At 56.3% G+C, this 22,329-nt stretch carries 15 protein-coding genes and 1 pseudogene; 6 read left to right on the forward strand and 10 right to left on the reverse strand.

The window, feature by feature from the left end:
• Positions 1-4 precede the first annotated feature (4 nt).
• Positions 5-2,803: an SEC-C metal-binding domain-containing protein gene (locus tag H618_RS0120215; protein ID WP_028696789.1), complete on the forward strand. Its 2,799-nt coding sequence runs from the start codon at positions 5-7 to the stop codon at positions 2,801-2,803.
• Between the two features lie 189 nt (positions 2,804-2,992).
• Complete coding sequence (locus H618_RS22010; protein WP_033727816.1) at positions 2,993-3,175, forward strand: MbcA/ParS/Xre antitoxin family protein; 183 nt, start codon at positions 2,993-2,995, stop codon at positions 3,173-3,175.
• Here H618_RS22010 and H618_RS22975 read toward each other — a convergent pair.
• Positions 3,172-3,492 (reverse strand): hypothetical protein, encoded by a 321-nt coding sequence (locus tag H618_RS22975; protein ID WP_028696790.1) that lies wholly within the window; start codon positions 3,490-3,492, stop codon positions 3,172-3,174. The two genes, H618_RS22010 and H618_RS22975, sit on opposite strands and share 4 nt — an antisense overlap.
• 129 nt (positions 3,493-3,621) lie before the next feature.
• On the reverse strand, positions 3,622-4,371 hold the full coding sequence (locus H618_RS0120230) for a hypothetical protein (protein WP_028696791.1): 750 nt from the start codon (positions 4,369-4,371) through the stop codon (positions 3,622-3,624).
• Positions 4,372-4,509: 138 nt separating this feature from the next.
• On the opposite strand from H618_RS0120230, the gene H618_RS0120235 reads away from it, so the two are divergent.
• Together H618_RS0120235 and H618_RS0120240 are read left to right on the forward strand one after the other, a co-directional pair.
• Positions 4,510-5,787 (forward strand): RES family NAD+ phosphorylase, encoded by a 1,278-nt coding sequence (locus H618_RS0120235; protein ID WP_028696792.1) that lies wholly within the window; start codon positions 4,510-4,512, stop codon positions 5,785-5,787.
• Positions 5,788-6,011: 224 nt separating this feature from the next.
• On the forward strand, positions 6,012-7,421 hold the full coding sequence (locus H618_RS0120240) for a hypothetical protein (protein WP_028696793.1): 1,410 nt from the start codon (positions 6,012-6,014) through the stop codon (positions 7,419-7,421).
• A 147-nt stretch (positions 7,422-7,568) separates the two neighbouring features.
• Here H618_RS0120240 and H618_RS0120245 read toward each other — a convergent pair whose 3' ends face one another.
• On the reverse strand, positions 7,569-7,943 hold the full coding sequence (locus tag H618_RS0120245; protein ID WP_154660699.1) for a hypothetical protein: 375 nt from the start codon (positions 7,941-7,943) through the stop codon (positions 7,569-7,571).
• Between the two features lie 484 nt (positions 7,944-8,427).
• Here H618_RS0120245 and H618_RS0120250 point away from each other — a divergent pair, with 484 nt between their 5' ends.
• Positions 8,428-10,071: a Na+/H+ antiporter gene (locus H618_RS0120250; RefSeq protein WP_028696795.1), complete on the forward strand. Its 1,644-nt coding sequence runs from the start codon at positions 8,428-8,430 to the stop codon at positions 10,069-10,071.
• A gap of 65 nt (positions 10,072-10,136) precedes the next feature.
• Here the strand turns inward: H618_RS0120250 and H618_RS22875 are convergent, their stop codons facing one another.
• From H618_RS22875 to H618_RS0120265, 4 genes are read right to left on the reverse strand one after another with little or no spacing between them, the layout of a single operon-like run.
• The gene (locus tag H618_RS22875; protein ID WP_154660700.1) at positions 10,137-10,499 is read right to left on the reverse strand and encodes a hypothetical protein; all 363 of its coding nucleotides are present in this window, start codon (positions 10,497-10,499) and stop codon (positions 10,137-10,139) included.
• A gap of 47 nt (positions 10,500-10,546) precedes the next feature.
• Complete coding sequence (locus H618_RS0120255; RefSeq protein WP_028696796.1) at positions 10,547-12,529, reverse strand: hypothetical protein; 1,983 nt, start codon at positions 12,527-12,529, stop codon at positions 10,547-10,549.
• Entirely contained in the window at positions 12,526-14,409 is a 1,884-nt protein-coding gene (locus tag H618_RS0120260) for a hypothetical protein (RefSeq protein WP_154660701.1), read from the reverse strand. The genes H618_RS0120255 and H618_RS0120260 overlap by 4 nt, the downstream gene beginning before the upstream one ends.
• On the reverse strand, positions 14,410-15,798 hold the full coding sequence (locus tag H618_RS0120265; RefSeq protein ID WP_028696798.1) for a site-specific integrase: 1,389 nt from the start codon (positions 15,796-15,798) through the stop codon (positions 14,410-14,412). It abuts the gene before it with no gap.
• 56 nt (positions 15,799-15,854) lie between these two features.
• On the opposite strand from H618_RS0120265, the pseudogene H618_RS22015 reads away from it, so the two are divergent.
• Positions 15,855-17,318 (forward strand): annotated as a pseudogene (locus H618_RS22015) (Na+/H+ antiporter); the annotation flags it as partial.
• Positions 17,319-17,375: 57 nt separating this feature from the next.
• Here the strand turns inward: H618_RS22015 and dapC are convergent.
• From dapC to map, 3 genes are read right to left on the reverse strand one after another with little or no spacing between them, the layout of a single operon-like run.
• Positions 17,376-18,572: a succinyldiaminopimelate transaminase gene (gene dapC, locus H618_RS0120275; RefSeq protein WP_028696799.1), complete on the reverse strand. Its 1,197-nt coding sequence runs from the start codon at positions 18,570-18,572 to the stop codon at positions 17,376-17,378.
• A 22-nt stretch (positions 18,573-18,594) separates the two neighbouring features.
• Positions 18,595-21,297 carry a [protein-PII] uridylyltransferase gene (locus H618_RS0120280; protein ID WP_028696800.1) on the reverse strand — a complete coding sequence of 901 codons (2,703 nt, stop codon included), beginning with the start codon at positions 21,295-21,297 and terminating at the stop codon, positions 18,595-18,597.
• Positions 21,298-21,334: 37 nt separating this feature from the next.
• A complete protein-coding gene (gene map, locus H618_RS0120285) occupies positions 21,335-22,117 on the reverse strand; it encodes a type I methionyl aminopeptidase (protein WP_028696801.1) in 783 nt (260 codons plus the stop codon).
• Positions 22,118-22,329: the final 212 nt, after the last annotated feature.

Here is a 22,329-nt window from a genome sequence, read left to right on the forward strand (position 1 = left end):
CTCTATGCAATCTGACGACCAACTCAATACCGTAGACGTGCTTGACCCCGCCCAGCTTAAGCGCATCGAGTCTCTGCACAGGGGTTTCCTGTATCAGCACCTGTATGGTGTGGGCTGCTTGTTTTTGGCGCAGGCTGCGGGTGTCAAAGAGGTGTTGGTCGAACTGGATGAAGATATCGAACTCAGCACTGATGCCGGGAAAGTCTATATCCAGGTCAAAACACGTTCTCAGCCGCTGATGCCTGGCGACGTTGCAGGCGCATTGGAGCGCTTCGAGCAGATTCGGCAGTCGCATGGGCCTGAGGGGCGTTCTGGGAATCCAGAGTTCGTGATCGTTGCGAACCAGCCACTCGGCAGAACGCTTCAGGCGGAGGTAGACGAGAAAACGACGCCCTCGGATCTGACCTATATCTATCCCGGATCGAAGGCCCCGCCCCCCGAATACCTTCCGCCTGCGTGGGTGAAATTGGAGGAGGCGGCCCAGTGGTGCGTAGACCTGGCTGAAAAGCTGCAGTTCTCTCTTCTCTCACCTTCCGCGCTGACTTGGAAAATGGCGGGGTTGGTGATGCTGGCGTCCGCAGGCGGCAACGGAAACGCCAAGCACGTATTCCGCACTTCGGACTTGCCGGGCTTGTTCGAGCAACTGATCGTGCAGCTGCAAGATTTTCCTACGCCGCCTGCCTCCTATAGGCCTCAACAGAACGAACCTGTACTCGTATCGGCGGAGCGGGTACGGATCATTTGCGGTTTGTCCGGTGCCGGGAAAACGACTTGGGCAGCCTACGCGGCTCTGCATAGCCCTGAACCATGTGCCTACTACGACGTTGGTGACCTCCCAGGGCCCGCGATTGCGAGCTCGATTGTGCGCGAGCTTGCCTCCAAGTACTCCCAAAAAGACCCCGAAGGTATTCGGAAGATTCTGTTGCCTGGTGCTAGCGGTTACGAAGCCATTCGGGCATTCGACCGATTTTTGGAGCAGGCTCAGGCGCCCTTGGTGGTTGTGATCGACAACGCACACCGCGTTCCAGTCGCCCACCTGCGAGATTTGCTGAACGCGACGCGCCACATCCGTTTCACTCTTCTGTGCCAGCCTCATGAAAACGTCCGTGAACTTGAAGCGGTCATGACGTTGCGGCGTGAGACGCTTCTCGGGTGGGATCTGGATACCGTGGCGCGGGTGGCTAGTGACGCCGGCGCGTTCGGCAGTGCTCAGGCATTTGAGGAGCTCCGAACATATTCCGGTGGGTTGCCGCTATACGTTGACAGCGCCGTTGCGGTTGCCATGTCGGAATATGGCGGCGACATCGAAGCGCTTTGTGTCGATCTCGGCCAGCAATCGAACGTAGTGGAAACGGCCCAGGAGGTCATCCTGGCTCGCGTTTACGATGGTTTCGATGAGGTTACCCAGAACACGTTAGCCATTGTCAGCCTTGCAGATACAGGGCTCACGCATGAGGAAGTCGTCCGTTTGCTATCGGCTACGCTCAAGCTGTCCCAAGGCGGCGCAGCAGCGGCCATCAAAAAAATCCAGGCGACAGGGACAGTTGAGGTGTTTGGCGCCAAGACACTCAAAGTCCATGACGCTGTCCGTACTTTAGGCCTACGTCACCTGGAGCTCATGGGCGAGCCCGTGATTACTGAGGCATTGGTAGCGCTGAAGGAGCTGCTGATCCGAAGCCTGGAAAAGAGTCGTGATGTTTCGCGGTTTTCGCTACTCACGCGTGTTTTCATCAGGCTCCACGATGTGATGACCCTGATCGGCCTCGCAGGCGAGGAACTGTTTTACGAGATGGGGATATCGGTCGACATCACCTCCAGCTTGAAGCGGGCACTTGATGCGGACGAACTCAACCCACATGAGGCGTTCTGGGCGCTTGATGCCCTTGTGTTTTCCTACATGCGAGAAGGGCGCTTTGACGAGGCGGCTGAACCTCTCTCGATGATGCAGCAGCTTCTTGATACTCACGGATTCGAGGCCCGCGAGCAGATCGCATGGGCGATGCGAAAAGTGCTGCTGTCGTCCGACCAGGGCCGTGCGGACGAGGTTGAACAGGCGGTAGCGTACGCCACCCCGAAAATCCCTGACCCCGACTACCGCCGAGTATTCGATTACAACCACGCAGTCGCACTGTGGAAATTGAAGCGCCACAAAGCCGCTGAAGCGATGTGCGAGAAAGTGGTCAATGAATACTTCGAGATCTTGGGGCTGACGCCTAAAGCTGTGATGGGCAAAAATTCGGATGTCCTGTGGGAGGTCATCAAGCGACCACCAAATGTCCATGAACACATCAAGCACCTTGCGGACGCCCTGGAAGTGTACGCCAAAGCTCGCGAAGGCCAGGGATTGAAAGCGCCCTTGCAACGTATCCATGCCATGAAATTTTATGGAATGGTGGAGGGGTACGAGTCGATTGTGCGGGTCGGGCAAGACCTGGCCGATGAGTTTGTGGGGATCAAAGACTTCGTGGGTGCAAAGGAGGTCATGGAACAGCATGTCCTGCCGGTCGTTACTGGGGCAGGTCTTATCGGAAGGCTGGTTCAGGTCAGAAGTCAGTATGCGGTGATACTGGCTCGGTGTGGTGATCACCAAGGTGCAATCTCTGAAATCAGGCGGCTAGACCCCTACCTGGAAGGTGTGGAAGATTGGCAGAAGCAGGAGCTGCATGGCCAAACTCTACTGATTGGCAGCATCATCAGTGAAAGCAGGCGTGTGGCGTTCCGTTCCCAGGTGGGGGCAGTAGGTCGCAACGAGCAGTGTCCGTGTGGGTCAGGGCGGAAGTTTAAAAAGTGCCACGGGACATAAGCCCGTCGAGGACTGATGTGCCCGATAGCTACTCGGGCACGCATCTCTTGCCAAAGTTGGTCAGCTCAGGCTCGCTGACCAGTCGATCCGCAAATGGCGCATTTGGGGCTCCCAGTCCTCTCGCGGTTTTCTGGCAGCCGGCATACATGGAACCCAGCGAGCCAGGCGCTGCTCCGTCAAGGTGTACAAATGGAAAAAAAAATTGATCCTGTCCTTCTAGAGGCCGCAATTCGAGTGTTCGGTAACGAAGCGCTTGCAATGCATTGGCTGATGACCAAAGCACACGCTTTAGCCGACAAAAGGCCGGTGGATGCGACCGTTGAGGATGCATTGGAGTTACTGGCGCGTTTGGAGCATGGTTTGGGCGCTTAACAAATCGAGCCTACGGATACGACAGGTTCTGACCAGGACGCCGATCGATTGACCGACGCCCCGCCGGAACTCGTAAATTCAGGCTTGTTCGCCTGGCCATCAAAGTCGGTAGAAATGATGTAGCGGGCCATGCCCTTTTCCGACCTCCAAGTCTTCGCTAGCTGCGAGAGACCCATCAATTCGGCTCGGTCTTTCATGACCAGGCTCAACTCCCGGCGCAGGAACACCTGGGGGTCGATATTCAGACCCGTTTCCATGTCGAGGATTTCGGTCAGAAGCATCGTGTCGGTAGGCTGTGCCATTTCGTGGGTGTACATGCTGCGTCCTTACAGGGGGTATGTACCCTCAGCATCTTGATTGCGGCTGGGCCTCGCCACCGAACCTCTTACACTTGCTATCACCCACCCGAGTCGACGGCGCAAGGGGAAGTGGTCGTGGAGGTCTCGTCAAAAAGGTACGGGGTCAGCTTCTCTGAGCGCGGCCTCAATCCTGCGCCTGACATCCAATGCAAACTCACTTACGGTGTCGATGGCCTGATCCACCTCTGCTGGTGATAGCTCGATAGGCTTGTCATCGACCGTCTTGCCATTGCGATGGACGATGTCATGTCGCTTGCTACAAATACGGCCAACTCCCGCCAGGTCTAGGTCTTTCATGTGATCGCCAAACATCACGCCCAAGACCTCCTTGATGGTGGCGACGTTGTGAAAGGTTTGCTCGGCCAAAATTCTAAGGACGATGGTTTCCACCACCTTCGGGTTTTCAGCGATCTCCTTCAGAGACACGGAGACAACGTTCACCTTTTTGTAGCCTGCAGCCAGTGACCTCAGCAGGTTTTCATCGCTTACGACAAGCTTGCGTACCACCGAGCTAATCAGCGCTTCCATGAGAGTAACGGTATGCGCATAGACGAGCTTGAAGACAGTATTGGCGTTGGGAGTTTGGGTTGCAGCAGCCAACAGGCTAGCCGTGGCCGCCAGCTCAGTTTCGAATTCTTTGAAGAATTCCTGGTGAGAGTGACGATTCAGCCATTGGATCTCGGCTTTGGCGTCGAGCATGTCTGAATATTCGGCTGCCAGCTTTTCCCATAGCTCTGGTTCTTCGTCCGGGTCGATCTCAAATCCGTATATCTGGCGACCCCATTCAATAAAGGCTTCCTGTTGAACCTCGAAAAAATAGTCCTTGATCGAGCTCACGGCGTGTCCTCTGACGTGTAGGGGAGTGGTGATCGCGGCCACGCAATCATCGGTCATGAGTGGCGAACGAGGTGTTGGTTTGCCGAAGGCGATCAGCGATCATCATCGGCCTCCGCGCAATTGTACTTTGCCACCATTATGCAGAAGGATGACAGAACCGCCATGACAGCCGAGCAATACGTGTGCTTCAAATGCGCCACGGATCCTTTCCTGGCTCGGCAGATTCAACGCAACGGCATATCTGTTACATGCTGTCTCTGTGAAACCAAACGCAAGTCGATCTCGCTACCGAATCTAGTGAGTCGCGTAGAAAAAATTCTTGAGGCCTATGTCTGCCCAGGGGAGCACCATTTCACGTGGAACGATGCTCACGGCTCGTTCCAGCGTCAGTACGGGGAGCTGATCGACGTCTGGGTGGGCGAAATTTTCGGTTGTGACAATATCGACCCTGTCGTAGAGCTCGTCTGCCGAAACCTGACCCAATACAGCGACGACGTGAACTACGCTCACTTGCCCTATTTGCCTAGCGACTTCAGATACCAGTGGGGCGAATTCCAAGAGGGACTGGCACACGGGAACCGCTTCTTCAATGAAAGCGCGAAATCGTTCCTGGACTGGCTGTTCAAGGATCTGGCGAAGTATTCCGCCTCATCAAGCGACCATGCTGTGGTGCGGATTCTGTCGCCGGAAGAAGCCCCTTCGATCTATCGCGCCCGTTCATGCGCAACCGCCGGAGACGTCAGCAAGATCAGTGCTGACCCCGCGTGCAATCTATCGGCGCCGCCCAAGGAAGTCGCGGGTGAAGGGCGGATGAACCCTGCCGGCGTGCCGGCTTTCTATGGCGCGTTTGAGCGCAAAACCTGCGTTGCTGAGTTACGCCCTCCAGTGGGTGGTACAGTTGTCAGTGGTGAGTTCAAACTGACCGGCTCGATCAAGGTTTTGGATTTTGGCCGGTTCGAGAGCGCTGACCTAGGGCCAGAGCCTAGTTTTTTCGAGTCCAACTACTTCGAAAAGCGTGGCCGTCGTCAATTCCTGAAATACCTTCATAACCTGATCACAGTCCCGGTGCTTCCAGGCTCCGAGCGCAACTACCTGACATCACAAGCCGTCGCCGAATACCTCGCCACGCACTGCAAACCTCGCATCGACGGTCTCATTTTCAAATCTGTTCAGGCACCGATGGGCAACAACATCGTTCTTTTCTCCCATGTGGCATGTGCACCAACGCCAACGTTCTGGAGTGTGGATGGCGCAATGGGAGTGATGGGAGCCAAGCCATTCAGCGGGTCTTGCATTGAGTACGTAGCTGACAGTCTTGTCTACCATGACGTGCGCTGCGTGGCATACGAAACGATTGATGAGCCATTGTCGGAAGATAAGCCAAAGAGAAAACCCGAGCCTGTTTTCGAGTTCTGACACAGTAGATGAGATGCTGGTGTCGGAGCCAAACCAGGCTAAGCCTGTTCCCATCTAAGAGCTGTAAACTGTTCCAACCTTTTTGACTTCAGAGGTGGCGAGATCCTATGGCGCGCGATGACTTCAAATTGAGCACCATCAAAAAGCTTCGAGATAGGGTCGCACATCGGTGCTCGAACCCGAGCTGCAGAGTCGCCACATCAGCCCCACAGGATGAGGAGGGGGTGACCAATGTCGGTAAAGCGGCGCACATATGTGCCGCCTCGCCTGGCGGTGCCCGGTTCGACGCTGGCATGACCAGTAACGAGAGGAAAGCCTTTTCAAATGGCATTTGGCTCTGCGCGAATCATGCAGATGAAATCGACCGGGACGTCAACACCTACACGGTCGAGTTGCTCAAAGCGTGGAAGAAACAAGCCGAAGCCACTGCTAAGGCCGAGCTCGGCAAACGCCAGCCCTCAGCTCAAGACGCACCCGATCTCTTGGCCATGACTCTGACGGGATTGCCAAAAAGCTTCTTGCCCACTGCGATTCAGAATGCCCATACAGCGACTGCACAAGTCCTGTCACAGACTGATCCTCGCTTCGATGTCATCACCAAGTACGATCCTCATCACGGTACCGTCTTCCAAGTGAATGCGAAGGAAAACGTGCAGCTTGCTATGACGGTAGGGGGAAAAGATGCCCCAGTGGCTGCTACAGGTTTCAACGCGCTGTTTGAGCATGGCCAAAGCCTAGAGCTGGACATGACCAACGTCGCCATCCAGGGATCGCCACTGTTCGACGCGATCGTGGACATGACCAAAGGCGCGGGGGGAAAGATGCAGTTTTTTCGCCCTCCTACCCGTGTGATTCAGAAGATCATTCTGACGGATCCGGACACCCTAGAACCGCTGGTGTTGGACGATATGCCTGGAGAAATCGTGTGGGGCACCAAGTCGTTCCGCCTCAGGGGGGAATCCATGGCAGGGATGCTCAAGCTCGTTGCCGAGGTCGACGATGGGGGCGCGGTTTCCAATGTGAACTTCAACATCAGCGTTGAATGCTGGCAGTCGCGCCCGGTCAACCAACTGCCCTGGTTCTCGAAAATCGCGCAATTTGCTGAAGCTGCGCTCAACGGATGGAAGGTCTCCCTCATAGTTGAGCTCGATGGTGAGCGACTTTACGTCATGTCGATCAATTTGCGGCCTGAAGGCTTCAAGCGACTGACGACTTTGATGACCTATTTACAGTGGGCGAGGCGCCTCACGGAGTTTCTGGGTATATCGATCAATGTTGACCTGACCTCTGGTCTCACAGATGAAGACTACGTTGAGCTGAAAGACAGCGTTTATGCCATTGATGGGTTCTACAAGCCGCTGGAGAGCATCAAATTCCCTATTCGAAGCGCGACGAGAATGGGTGAAGACGAGGCCAGCCAGTTCCAAAACCAGCGATATCGCTTCAAAGAATTCGACGCCTCGGAGCAGAAAGACATCAACGTATTTGGCCAGGCGGTTTCTTTACCCCCGGTTCACATCATGATCAGGAACGGGCTCTTGGAGCTGGTGAGGTACGAGAATACGATCGCCAGCTTTCATATCTATCCACTGGAGGACTTCGACGCGTACTGCCGGTTTGCACAGAAGCCATGAGAGGCGGCTCAGGGCTTGCTGATGCTTGGTCAGTCACCAAGGGCAGGAAGCAGACGAAATCTTGAATCGGCCTGTGCTTGCGAGCTGGAGGCTTTATTTACGGAGCCGTTCGCAAGCAGCTCGCGGCTGGAAGTGCTTGGTAGCCCATTACAATCTGAAAGCCTTTAGCACCATGCTCTCGACAAAGGCATGAACCGCATCATCACCCTCTTGCCGATCCAAAAGGTAGTTGGTGCTAACGTCGATTTCCTCAAAGGCGCAGGCGTAATCGGGCTTCAGTGCTCGACGACCCTCCGGCACTTCGTACTCCACGCGAATGATGACTTTCTGGTCGTTAGACAGATTCCAGAACTCAGAGAATGTCTGGGCTCGCGACTCGAACCAGAAGCGCACCCAGTTCGCGCGCAAAGGTTTTTTGCCTTTGCCTGCTACCGGTTGGAAGTCGCTGATCAGCATCAAGACGATGATGACCTCGTGCTCTTGGAGTGCGCGGTAGCGCCACACGTGTTCCTTATCGGCCACCTTACCTGCCGGTCAAGGCGTACCCGTGCGCTGGTCAAATCCGATGCAAATGGCTGGTCAAGTCGAATGCAAACAGGTGGTCAAGTGGGATGAAAACGCTTGGTCAAGCCAGGTGCAATTTCTCATCCTTGGAACGATCTGGAAACTCAAGGCGCATAGGTGGCTGTCAGCCCTATGATAGAGCTGTTGGTGACCCAAGCCGAAGGTCGCTGCTCAGGAGTAGCCTCAGCCGCGTCACTTTCTTCCTCAGCTTACGTGCTGGCGGTGCAGTTAGGCCTACGCTTTCGTATCTGGATTCGCTTGAGACCAAAGCACACATCACCAGCACAGAGCAGCTCTGCAATAAATGGTTACAGATCCCGATTGCAGCTGCGACCATGGTGCAGCGGCCAAGCCGGGGCATCCGACTTAACATATTGTTTCAAATGGCGATCCGACCTATTCGATCTCGCCGAGTTGTACTGGATTCAGAGGAAAATGCCGTATGCAGTCAGCCTACACCGTCCTAATCCTGCTGACGCTCGTGAGCGTCTCAAAGCTAGCTGGTCGGCTGCTCCCCATTCCGTTGCCACTGGTGCAGATCGGGGCAGGTGCTCTGCTGGCTTGGCCTAATCTGGGCCTACATGTCGCCCTCAACCCAGAACTTTTCCTTTTTTTATTCCTACCTCCGCTCCTTTTCGTCGATGGCTGGCGAATGCCGAAACGTGAGCTCTGGCGGTTGCGGGGCCCCGTTCTGACCCTCGCCGTGGGATTGGTGTTGTTCACCGTAATCGGGGCGGGCTACTTCATTCACTGGATCCTTCCAACTATCCCTTTGCCAGTGGTGTTCGCCCTGGCAGCTGTGCTCTCACCCACAGATGCGGTGGCCGTATCGGCTATTACTCAAGGCAGGCTGCCCAAGCCCTTGATGCATATGCTGCAGGGCGAAGCGCTCCTCAATGATGCGTCGGGCCTGGTAACCTTCAAGTTCGCCTTAGCCGCAGCCATTACCGGCGTGTTCTCCCTTACCGATGCAAGTATCACGTTCTTCCTTGTCGCGTTGGGCGGCCTGGCGGTGGGCGTCGCACTGAGCTGGCTGCTTGGGCGCCTGCGTATGTGGATGATTGCCCGTGGATGGGATGACCCGGCGACCCACGTGGTGTTCATGCTTCTGCTGCCATTCGCCGCCTATGTGCTGGCTGAGCGCTTGGGTGTTTCGGGCATTCTCTCGGCAGTGGCTGCCGGCATGATGCAGAGCTGGCTCGATCTATTGCCAAGACAGACCAGCACCCGGTTGCTCAACCGTAGCGTTTGGTCACTTCTCGAATTTGCTTTTAACGGGCTCATATTTTTACTGTTGGGCTTGCAATTGCCCGACATCATCAAGGCCGTGGTCAGCCACGAATCATCGCTGTGGCCCACGCTTGCATATCGCTGCCTGGACGTAATCGCGATATTTGCGGTGCTGGTATTGCTGCGCTTCGTTTGGGTGCAAAGCACCTGGCGGGGTGTCGGTAAGATCCGTCGCTGGAGCGGGAAGCCCGAACTGGCGTTGTTACCAACAGCGCGTTCTTGCTGGCTACTGACTTTGGGTGGTGTGCGTGGGGCCGTAACCCTGGCGGGCGTTATGTCGGTACCGCTGCTCATTTCTCCTGGCGCGTCATTCCCCGAGCGCGATCTGCTGATTTTCATCGCTGCTGGCGTGATCCTGATGTCGCTGGTCTCGGCCTGCAGTGCGCTGCCTTGGTTGCTCCGTGGGGTAGACAGAGGCCCGGATGAGGCCCTGGAGCAGGAAGTGCAGGAAACTTGGAAACTCACTGCTGAAGCTGCCATCCACGCATTGGAGGCAGAAGACGTAGCTGTGCCAGGCGCAGCCCCAGATGCCGCTCAGGCTGCCATGGCTGCAGAGCTGAAAGGGCGCTTGATGGCTGAATACCGGGAAGAGCTGGAGAGCTACAACGACACTGCAGAGGCGCGCGCCTTGGCTCAACAAATGGATCAGCTTGAGCGCCGCCTGAGGTTGACGGCGTTGCGGGCGCAGCGCTTGGAGCTCTATAGCCTCCATCGTAAGCACCTGGTCGGGGATGACGTGGTGCGCAAGGTACTGGGCGAGCTGGACATGAGTGAGGCGAATCTAGGGCAGGGTTGATGATTATCGGATACCTCGCAAGGTCAGAGTGACACTGGACAGCCTCCAGATGTCACTCAGGCATATCACGACTTACCGCCTTTATCATTGCGAGTAGGTAGTCGGACAATTTTGGACGATTTGTATAGCTGCAACTCAGCCTCAAGCTCGTGGAGCTTGTTGTGGAGCATTATCTCACGGCCAATTGAAGCTTCTAGTAATGCGCGTTGATGTTCTGCTTCAGATTTGTAGTCCTTTTTCACTGCAGGCTTAGTTTTTTTTAAGGTGCTCGCCTGGATTGCACGGGCCTCATCAATGGCTTGGATCAACAGGGTGTTGGACTCTCTGCCGCTTTTTATTGCACCAGGCTTACGTCCTGCCTCGACGGCAACGGAGTCATTGTTTATCACAGTACCTTTAGGCACAACTATAGTGGTGTTGCTAAGCATTCGGCTTATTGCTTGGTAGTAGTGGCCATGCTTTCTAGTGTTCTCGATCACTGGGTGACCTCTGCGTAGATTCGCTCTAAGTCGTTAAGTTGTGCGATCTCTGAGCGATACTCTAAAGAGGTTACGTCCAGAACAGAAATGAGTTTCTGTTGCTGAGTCATAACAGATTTTATCTTGTCAGGAAGTATCGCAGCGTCGGGGCATCCATTGCCCGACACGCATCGTGTTAGGGTAGGGTGTGCTACCATTTCACAACCATTGATACTCGTACACCCGCCTGTAAAAGTCGGGCGCCACGCTTTCCTACCATTTTTGAATTCAGATAGAGTCTTTTCTTTGTCCGAGAGCGTGATCAGGATCGGCGCCCCATAACCTTCTGCGTGTAACACCTTAGCGTGTCCTCCTTTGACCTCATCATGACGCATAAGAACATCCCTGATGTACATGATAGAGTCCAGCTCCGCCAGGTTGTCTTTTGAAAAGTCGTGCATGATATGGTCAGGCGACGGGTTAAAAACGCTACGCACCCTGGACGAGCCGCGAGCATAATAAAGAGACATTTCTACCGAGAGGTGCTTGAGCTGCCTTCTGAGTGAGGAGTGCCGTACCAAGCCACTTTTAGCAGCGTAAACTGCTAGGGAGCGCCGTAGCTGGTGCAACGTAAATGGCCAGGGTTGCCCGACTGCAAAGTTTCCACCAATGTCCCAGTCCTGGAATGGTGCAACCTCTTTCAATTCGTCCAGATCGGCTTGCTGAATGATGATTGGCGGTAGATCTGAATCGTGGTCGATTGAGTTGAGCTTGGAGACTTTGTAGTCCCCAACAATGGATTGCTCAGATCGCGAATTGAGTGTACTGAAATTCAGATAACTCCTGCTAATAAACAGGGGTAGGTCATCGAGATCTGAGTCTTCGATATAAAGCGCTCGTGCTGCGAGCCGGCAAATAGACTGACTGGCCTTAATCGCTGGAACCACGTGTTTGCAGGTGATCCAAGAGGTTAAGAAGCGATGTCGTGTTAACTTCGTACTGATCCCGATTAGGTGCCGGATTCTTCCATAGGGACGCTTCTTAACCCTCAAGCAATTATACTTCAAGCTCTGGGCTTCGCCTCGGCGCATACCGGAATATGCCATTACCTGGAGTGACGCGCAGTACTGTACCAGGCCGAGGAAACCGCTTAGGCTGGCGGCAGAATTAATATTGTATTTTTCTGTCAGTTCAGTTAGCCCGAGTTCAATGGCGACACGCTGAAAGTTAGTTGCAGATTTCACCATTGTGTCCGGCACATCGTAATGCCACTCATAGCCGGTGAGGTAGGAATGACAAAGAAGTGAGATGTTATTGACGCGAACAATCGCTTCTTCGTTTCGAAGGTAGTCGTCAATTACCTCTTGAATGGAGGTCAGCTTTTCGAAAAGTATTCGTGATGGAATGACGGGGTGTTGAAAACCTTCTTGCTTCGGAGATTTCAGATATGGGATGACTTGTCCGGCATTAAAATAATGGCCGAAATTCTCTATGGTGGCCCCACTGAGCCTAGTCAGAATGCCTCGGAGTGTTGCGAGATCGCCGGCATATAATCCTTTAGTGATCTTGGTAAGCACGCTTGCGTCGGACAGTACCTCGTACAAGTTGAGACCTGATTCGAAGCAACGCTTCTTCAAACGGTTCAAAACACCATTTGCTGTATGCATGTAGGCGGCGGACAGGTGCTCGTGCCATGGCGAGAATTTCGATAACTGGATTGCGGCCAATATTGTCTTCTGCTGGTGGGTCAGGGCATCCCACTCTAGAGATTTTGGTGATTCTGGCCTTTGAAACCAGCAATTATTGGGGCCGTTAGCAGTAGGGGAGTAAGCCGCGTAGCTCCAGTAGTTATTAACGAATCTGGATAGCGGCTGACCCTCTCTGTCATAAGTCATTACGAAGTCAGGGTCAGGGTTGAAAAAATCAAACCCCTCGGCAGACGCATATACCAGCGACGCCCCAGTCAGTTCGGTCTTGCGTTTGGTATTTGCCCTGCTCACTGTATGACCTCCATCTGGACAAGCATATCGAGTTTGAACTGCCAGTATTCCGTAATCGCCTCGTGCTGAAAAACGTCATGCCGGATATCTTGGACAAGTTTATTCCGGGCTTCGTCGATCGAAGATATTTCTGTGAGTATCCAGTCGACTTTGCGTAGCAGCCCGGAGAAAGCGTAATCGAAGCTCTCTTTTGACTTGGCTGCTGGTTCGGAAGCAAGAATCACATATTGCATGCTGATAATTTTACGGATGTCCTCGGCGTCTGCATGCAGCGAAAACTTATCACAGTTCAGACACCCTTCGAAATGTAAGCAGTCCGGTTGAAGAGATACTGTCGGTATTAACGACTTCGGGTCGTTTTCAGCGTTACAATGGCCAATTGGGATGGCTTTCTTTTTGAACTTTCTGAATTCTTTCGAGAAGGCGTTGAAGTATTCCGAAAAATCCTTCTCCCAGTTTTCAAAGGTTCCCTTCGAATAGCTTCTGATGACGCTCCTTGGCGAATTTTGAAGTATGGTCGAAGCGGTTTCGGCGCCAACAGCATCGAAGGCGGTACTTCCGTTAATCGCTCGCCACTCGCGGTAATCAATGCCTACAAAATCTGGATAAAGCTGGGCCTGGATGCGCCGGTAGTGCCGGCGTAAAGCATTAACGGGAAGGCGCCGGACTTCGTTGTTCCGATACAGAGAAAGAAAAAGATATTTGTGCTCTCTTCCGTTGAGCAAAAACTTTCGTAGCTCCAGAAATTTTTCAAATGAGCTAAGAGTCTTGGCTCTGATTTCAAAGGAAACCTCTTTGCCATGGGCCCGATACTTTATGGTGCGTAGCTTAGGGGTCTTCCTGTAAATGCAATCCTTGAGTAGTAGGGAGTCGTCCCAAGTAAATGATATAATGGATTCTTCGTTGGCCGAGGTGTTTGCCGTAAACACTGTTAGGTAGGCATCATGCGCCCATTGAGCCAGGGTCACCCGTTGCCAGCAGGAAAAGTCACTATTGGCTTCTTTGAGCTTGAGGCTCTCTTTCTCTAACTTCCCAATGCACCGATCTGTTGGTCGTTCCGAAGAGGTGAATGCCCATTGGGTAGCCTCCTCTAACGAATAGATTTGTCCCGTCTTGTAATTCCAGAATTTGCTCTTTCCCCATTCGGGAAGATTCGCGAACATGCACTCCGTGGCGCCCCAAGATTTGTTGGGTAAAACCCAGACTTTTTCCCTGGGTAACGTAATCTGATGCGGAAATGATCTTTTATTTATGAGAAAGTCGGTGAGCTGATCAAACAGCTTTATGTTTAGAGCGTAGGATTCCTTTATGTCATGATAAGAGGGTGGCTCGGTGATTGAGTCAAGGTTCTTTCTGGATCGTTTGATGCGTTTGACGCCCTCCTGAAAATATGACATGGGCAAATCAAATATCCAGGAACCTCCCATCATGCAGTGAGTTGTTTCAGTGGCCACCGTATGCTCACCTAATTTCCCATTCAGCAGTTCTTTGCGCAGGTGGCTCACCCGGCTGTCAACCGCATTTTTGTAGGAAGTTGCGTTTGACATTAGGTCAGGAAGATTATTGTTGTCAGCCCATCTTACTAGGTTGCAGAGATTGGAGACGATACCGGGTAATGACTTAGGCCTGTGGGCGCCTGTCAGAAACGATATGGAAATTGAAACCAGTAGTCTTCTTACTGCGTTGAATCTAGAGGGGCTCGAAGGCCTTTGATTGTCCGCAGCCTCAAAAGCGAAAAGGTAGGTGGGCAGCTTGACATCTTCAAATACTAGGTATGATTTTGTGAGGTTAAGGGTGTTGATTAAATCCTCAATGTCCGCTAGCCCATGATGGGCTGGGCTGAATTCAATTAGTTTTTTGTAATAAGTTTGCTTGGCCATCTAGAATGATTCCATCAGCGTGGTTTCAATGGCCTCGTAGCCGGCGTTCAAATCTGCAGAAGTAATTCGGTAATTCAGGTATAGTAGAGTTGTCTCAATTTTTGAGTGCCCCATTCTGTCCTTAAGATTATTTAAGGCGCTAATAAAGCTCAATTCGTCCTTATTGATTCTCGCCCAGAGATCCTCTGCGTAGTTCATTCCAAAGGTGGCTCTCAGATCGTGGAAGCGAAATTTAAAGGGAGTGGGGCACTGATCGAGAAGGGGCTGAAGCTCTCGGCGTATGGTTTGTCTAAGCGCATCACCTTTGGGTATGTTCGTATAATCAGCCGTCGCGGCATCATCTTTCGCTGAATAATATGGGATGCCGTCATTGGTGATAAAAATATAATCGTTCTCTTGGACGCTAGCCGACGCCTTGTTTTTTCGCATTAGGTATCTAGGCGAATCGATGTATACAGCAAGTCGATAATGTAACCACTCAGGAATGTAGAGTACATGTCTCTTGCTTTTCTTTGTGTCAATACCAGTCCCCCGCCCTACTGGCAGTGCAAATTTCCTAGTGCCGTTTTCCTTTGCGTCTCGACGAATATGGTGGGTTCTCAGCGTCAAAACGGTCTGAATTCGTCCACCACTAATGAGGCTAATTACGCACATCAACTGTAGTTCAGTATTGCCTGTCTGAAGAAGGCAGTTAATGAGGTTCAGCTGTTCCTCTCGGGTGTGTGGTCGCAGAACTCCACCATCGTTAATAGTTCCGTCCTCGGAGGATTTTGCAATTGTCGACTTGGAGCCTCTTAGGCTGTTTTTTGTTATGACTTTTTGATGCTCAAAACCTTTGTCATCCAGATAGCTAACTATCTTCGTGGTTTCGTCCCAGAGCGAGTTTTCTGGTGAGAAGTCGTGCTGTCTACGAAGCCAAGTGTAGAATCCAAAAACGCATCCTAATTTCTTTTCTTTGGTGGACTCCCCCATCTCTCCCGCGTCAACTTTCCTGTTCAGTAAGGCGGCGTAATAGTAAGTCGGTCTTCTGAGTTTGCGAGTCGGGAACTCAAGGTAATTTAGCCCTGCGTCGTTCATTTCGGCCATGAATAGGCGTAGTTCGCGAGCGATGGTCATCAGCGTCTGGGCGTCCACCGTGCCGTTGTGATGGCTCGCTTCGATTTTGCTGAGGAGATACAAATTTCCGTGATGCCAAGGAGCGCCATTGCTCATCAGGAGGGCAGGGTAATGGGTGTACTCCGGTAGCTCTTCTCCTAGCCAGCTCGCGAAGGGAAAAGGCTCTCCAGCTGTCCTGGGAAGCGGGTGCCCGTCAGCATCACGCGTCATCGCTGTGCTTAGCGCTAGTCGCCGTAGCTTGAGGATATTGAGCTGGATGGGTTCGACGGACATTTTGGCTCCTCCTGAGGTGTCCATAATGGCAGCACAGAATGGAGTACGATTCAAGGCCTCCTAAACTGGGGTGTGGCTGGCGCATGCCCAAGCGCGAGCTGTGGCGCCTGCGCGGTCCGGTGGTGGCGTTGGCGGTAGGGCTGGTGCTGTTCACCGTGGTCGGTGCCGGTTACTTCATTCACTGGATTCTGCCGAGCATTCCCTTGCCGGTGGCCTTCGCCCTGGCCGCGGTGCTGTCGCCGACCGATGCGGTGGCAGTTTCAGCGATCACCCAGGGGCGGCTGCCGACGCCCCTGATGCACATGTTGCAGGGCGAGGCCTTGCTCAACGACGCATCGGGCCTGGTGACGTTCAAATTCGCCCTGGCCGCGGCCATCACCGGTGTGTTTTCCCTTACTGAGGCGAGCCTGACCTTCGTGCTGGTGGCCTTGGGCGGCCTGGCGGTGGGTGTGGCGCTGAGCTGGTTGGTGGGCCGTCTGCGCAGGTGGATGATCGCCCGCGGCTGGGACGATCCGGCCACCCACGTGGTGTTCATGCTGCTGCTGCCGTTCGCCGCCTATGTGCTGGCCGAGCGCCTCGGTGCCTCGGGCATTCTCTCGGCGGTGGCAGCGGGCATGATGCAGAGCTGGCTCGACCTGCTGCCGCGCCAGACCAGCACGCGCCTGCTCAACCGCAGCGTCTGGTCGCTGCTGGAATTCGCTTTCAATGGCCTGATCTTCCTGCTGTTGGGCTTGCAACTGCCGGATATCGTCAAGGCCGCAGTCAGTCATGAAACCACCTTGTGGCCAACCCTGGCCTACCGCTGCCTCGACGTGCTGGCGATCTTTGCGGTGCTGATCCTGCTGCGCTTCATCTGGGTGCAAAGCATCTGGCGGGCCATCGGCGTGATCCGTCGCTGGCGTGGCAAGCCTGAGCTGGTGCTGCTGCCCACGGCGCGCTCCTGCTGGCTGCTGACGCTGGGCGGGGTGCGCGGCGCAGTGACCCTGGCCGGTGTGATGTCGGTGCCGTTACTGATTGGCGCGGGTACCGCGTTCCCCGAGCGCGACCTGCTGATCTTCATCGCCGCCGGAGTGATTCTGCTGTCGCTGGTATCGGCTTGTGTGTCGTTGCCGCTGTTGCTGCGTGGGGTCAGCCAGAGCGCCGACGAAACCCTGCAGCGCGAGGTGCAGCAAGCCTGGAAACTCACTGCAGAAGCGGCCATTCATGCCTTGGAAGCCGAGGATGTGGTAGACGCCGAGGCGCCTCAGGATGCGGCGCAGGCGGCGATGGCCACCGAGCTGAAAGGGCGCTTGATGGCCGAGTACCGCAATGAGCTGGAAAGCTACGATGACACCGCCGAGGCGCGGGCGCTGGCCGAGCAGATGGAGCTGCTCGAACGGCGGCTGCGGCTCAAGGCGCTACGGGCGCAGCGCCTTGAACTGTACCGCCTGCACCGCAAGCACCTGATCGGCGATGACGTGGTGCGCAAGGTCTTGAGCGAGCTGGACATGAGCGAAGCCAACCTCGGGGCGGTTGGCTGAACCCACGGCGGCGTTGGCTATCGGGGCCTGCCGCGTAGGGCAGGCCCGCAGCGCTGCTCAGCGCTGGCTGAGGAAGTGACGAATGCGCTCGGCCGCCTCGATGCACTCGGCCAGCGGCGCAACCAGGGCCATGCGCACACGGCCAGCACCTGGATTGACCCCGTCGACCTCGCGCGACAGGTACGAGCCCGGCACCACGGTAACGTGCTCGGCTGCGAACAGATCACGGGTGAACTCGGCATCGCAGCCCGGCACCTTGGCCCACAGGTAGAAGCTGCCGTCTGGGCGCTGCACGTCCATCACCGGTTGCAAAATCTGCAGCACAGCGTCGTACTTGGCGCGGTATTGGTCGCGGTTGTCGCGTACGTGGGCTTCGTCCTGCCAGGCGGCGATGCTCGCCAGTTGCGTCTGCACCGGCATCGCGCAGCCGTGGTAGGTGCGGTAGAGCAGGAATGGCTTGATGATCTCGGCGTCGCCTGCGACGAAGCCTGAGCGCAGCCCCGGCAGGTTGGAGCGCTTGGACAGGCTGTGGAACACCACGCAGCGTTTGAAATCACTGCGACCCAGTTCTGCGCAGGCGCTGAGCAGGCCCGGCGGCGGTGCATCTTCGTCGAAGTACAGCTCGCTGTAGCATTCGTCTGCGGCGATGACGAAATCGTATTGGTCAGCCAGGGCGATCAGCGTTTTCAACGTCTCCAGCGGCACCAGTGCGCCTGTGGGGTTGCCCGGTGAGCAGAGGAACAGAATCTGGCAGCGCTGCCAGACCTCGGCCGGTACGGCCGCGAAATCCGGGTTGAAGCCGTTGTCTTCAAGGCATGGCAGGTAGTGCGGGGTGGCACCGGCGAGCAGGGCTGCGCCTTCGTAGATCTGATAGAACGGATTGGGGCTGACCACCAGGCCATCGGCGCTGCGGTCGACCACTGCCTGGGTGAAGGCGAACAGCGCTTCACGGGTGCCATTGACCGGCAGGATGTGCTGGTCGGCCTGCAGCCAGCCGGCCGGCACACCGAAGCGCCGCTCGCACCACTGGCCGATGCTCTGGCGTAGCGCCGGCAGGCCGAGGGTGCTGGGGTACACCGCCAGCTTGTCGAGGTTGTCGCTCATGGCCTGGGCGACGAACGCGGGCGATGCGTGTTTCGGCTCGCCGATCGACAGGGCGATGGCGCGCTTGTCGGCGGCAGGCGTGACGCTGCCGAGCAGGGCACGCAGTTTCTCGAACGGGTAGGGCTGGAGCTGGGTCAACGCTGGGTTCATCGGCGCAAGGTCTCGGCAATCGTTAGAAGTTCACCCGGGCAGGGCTGGCGTCGCTGGCCTGGCCGGCCTGCAACTGCTGAATGATGGCTTCCTGCAAGCGCAGGCATAGCTGCGGATCGGACAGCGGCTGGTTGTCGGCGTCGGTGACGAAGAACACGTCTTCGACGCGCTCGCCCAGCGTGGCGATCTTGGCGTTTTGCAGTGAAAGGTCGAACTCCAGGAAAATCCGCCCCAGCCGCGCGAGCAGGCCCGGGCGGTCGGGAGCAGTGATTTCGAGGATGGTCACCGGCCGCTGGGCATCATTGTGGATGGTCACCTGCGGCGCGAAGGTAAAGTGCTTGAGCTGGCGCGGCACGCGGCGCTGGATGATCGTCGGATAGTCCTCTGGGGTGCGCAGCGCCTCGCTCAGGCCGTCGCGAATCTGCCGCACGCGCTGCGGGTTGTCGCCGATCGAGCCGCCGTCGTTGTCCAGCACGATGTAGGTGTCGAGGGTGAACTGGCTGCTCGAGGTGATGATGCGCGCGTCATGGATGTTCAGGTTGAGCTGGGCCATGGCGGCCACCGTCACTGCGAAGAAGTCGTGCTGGTCGGGTGCATAGATGAAGATCTGCGTGCCGCCCTCGAATTCGCGCTGGGTGGTTTCCTTGATAAGCACCAGCGGGCCGCCATCGGCCGGCTGCTGCAGGATCGCATCGGTGTGCCAGGCGACATCGGCTGCGGTATGGCGCAGGAAGTAATCGTCGCCCAGTTGCGACCACAACTGCTCGACGTCATCGGGGTCGGTGCCTTCGCGAATCAGAATGTCCAGCGCCGAGCTTTGCGTCTGGCGAATCAGTTCTTCACGGTCGAGCGGGTTTTCCAGGCCGCGGCGCAGGGCGCGCTTGGTCTCGCTGTAGAGCTGGCGCAGCAGGCTGGCGCGCCAGGAGTTCCACAGGCTCGGGTTGGTGGCGTTGATGTCGGCCACGGTCAGCACATAGAGGTAATCGAGGCGCGTCTCGTCGCCCACCAGCAGGGCGAAGTCGTTGATCACCTGCGGGTCGGAGAGGTCCTTGCGCTGGGCGGTGGTGGACATCATCAGATGGTTCTGCACCAGCCAGACGATCAGCCGGGTGTCCCAGGTCGGCAGTTGGTGGCGTTCGGCGAAGGCCTGTGCGTCTATCGCGCCCAGATCGGAGTGATCGCCCTGACGGCCCTTGCCGATGTCGTGATACAGCCCGGCCAGATAGATCAGCTCAGGCTTGGGCAAACGCCCCATGAGTTTGCTGGCCAGCGGGAATTTCTCGGAGACCGGGGTATAGCTGAGCTTGCGCAGGTGCTTGATCAGATTGAGCGTGTGCGCATCGACCGTATAGATGTGGAACAGGTCGTGCTGCATTTGCCCCACGATGAAGCCGAACTCCGGCAGGTAGCGGCCGAGGATGCCGTAACGGTTCATGCGCCGCAGGTTGCGGTGGATGCCCACCTCGCACTTGAACAGCTCGATGAACAGGCTGGTGTTGCGGATGTCGCTGCGGAAACTGTCGTCGATCAGGTGCCGGCTTTCGCGTAGCAGGCGCACGGTGTCGGCGCGTACCCCTTTGATTTCCGGGTGCTGGGCCATCAGCACGAAGATTTCCAGCATGGCGAACGGTGTACGCTTGAACACGTTGGCGTGGGCGGCTTCGATATAGCCATCGTGCAGGCGGAAGCGCGCGTTCAGCGGTTGCGTGGTGCCGCTGTCTTCGTCGGCGAGGATGACTTCTTCGAAGTGCTGGATGATCAGGTCGCACAGCTGGCTAATGCTCATCACCACCCGGTAGTACTGCTGCATGAACTGCTCGATGGCCTGCTTGGGGCTCTCGTCGCTGTAGCCGAGCAGCGCGGCGACGCTGCGCTGGTGATCGAACAGCAAACGGTCTTCGGCGCGCCCGGCGAGCATGTGCAGGGCGTAACGCACCTTCCACAGAAACGCTTGGGACGAGGCCAGCAGCTCGTTCTCGCTCTCCAGCAGAAACCCTTCGCCGGCCAGTGCGTGCAGGTTGAGCGTGCCGTACTGACGACGCGCCACCCACAGCACGGTCTGGATATCGCGCAGACCGCCGGGCGAGCCCTTGACGTTGGGTTCGAGGTTGTATTCGGTGTCGTTGTACTTGTGGTGACGAGCCTGCAGCTCGGCGCGCTTGGCCAGGAAGAAGGCCTTGCTCGGCCACAGGTGCTCAGTACTGGTGGCCTCGAGCATGCGCCGGCGCAGAGCCTCGGGGCCAGCGATGGTGCGGCTTTCCATCAGGTTGGTGATGATCGTGAGGTCGGCCTCGGCCTGTTCGGCGCATTCTTCGATGCTGCGCACGCTTTGCCCGACTTCCAGGCCGATATCCCACAGCAGGGTCAGGAAGCGCTCGATGGCCTCGCGGTACTGCTCGTGGTGCGCGCCGCCAAGCAGAATCAGCAGGTCGATGTCGGAGTGCGGATGCAGTTCGCCACGGCCATAACCGCCGACCGCCACCAGTGCGATGCCGCTGGTCTCTCCCCAGTCGAACTGCAGCCAGGCCTGCTGCAACACGTTGTCTACCAGCCAGGCGCGGTCTTCGATCAGCCGGCGAATGTCGCGGCCTTCGCGAAAGCGCCGGTCGAGCACCTCACTGGCCTGGCGAATAGCCTTCTTGAAAGCCGCGATGGGGCTTGTCTTGAGCGCCAGCTCCGCCTGGAACTGGCCACGGTCGAACAGCTCGGGGTCCACCTGGGGCATCGAATCGCGTTCCTGTGCTGGAAGGGCCTGGCCGGGGTCAGGCGGAGGTGCGAGGAATGGTGTCGTCCTTGCGCAGGGTGAAGATCTCGTAGCCGGTCGCGGTCACCACCAGGGTGTGCTCCCACTGCGCCGAGAGCTTGCGGTCCTTGGTGATGGCGGTCCAGCCATCGCCGAGCACCTTGGTGTCGGCCTTGCCCTGGTTGATCATCGGTTCGATGGTGAAGGTCATGCCTTCGCGCAGCGCCATGCCTTCGCCGGCCTTGCCGTAGTGGACGATCTGCGGCTCTTCATGGAACACCTTGCCGATGCCATGGCCGCAGAAATCGCGGACCACCGAGAAGCCGTTCTTCTCGGCATGTTTCTGGATCACTTCGCCGATGTCGCCCAGGGTGCAGCCAGGTTTGACCAGCTCGATGGCCTTGTACAGGCATTCCTGGGTGACCTGCGACAGGCGCTCGGCCCACGGCGCGACGGTGCCGACATGGAACATGCGGCTGGTATCGCCGTGGTAGCCATCCTTGATGACGGTGACATCGATGTTCAGGGTGTCGCCGTTCTTCAGCGGCTTGTCGGCCGGAATGCCGTGGCACACCACGTGGTTGATCGAGGTGCAGATGGACTTGGGAAAGCCTTTGTAATTGAGCGGTGCCGGGATGGCCTGCTGCACGTTGACGATGTAGTCGTGGCAGAGACGGTCGAGCTCTTCGGTGGTGACACCGGGCTTGACGTGCGGCTCGATCATTTCCAGCACGTCGGCGGCCAGGCGGCCAGCGACGCGCATCTTTTCGATGTCTTCTGCGGTTTTGATGGTGACGGTCATTACAGGCTCTCTACGGCGCGGGCTGGGCGCAGGCGAACGGGAAAGGGGCGATTCTACCAGAGCGGCAGGGCGTGGTTGCGATGAAACGGAAACAGCCACTGGTGGCGTATTTTGCGACTTCACTGCCGGCTCTGCAAAACGTCCTGACGGGCGCGTCAGGTTGTGTGTTCCGTTTGCGCGAGGCCTGTGGTATAACATGCGCCGCTTTCGGG

Origin of the sequence: Pseudomonas cremoricolorata DSM 17059 = NBRC 16634 (genome assembly GCF_000425745.1) — a bacterium.
In the GTDB taxonomy this organism is placed as follows: Bacteria; Pseudomonadota; Gammaproteobacteria; order Pseudomonadales; family Pseudomonadaceae; genus Aquipseudomonas; species Aquipseudomonas cremoricolorata.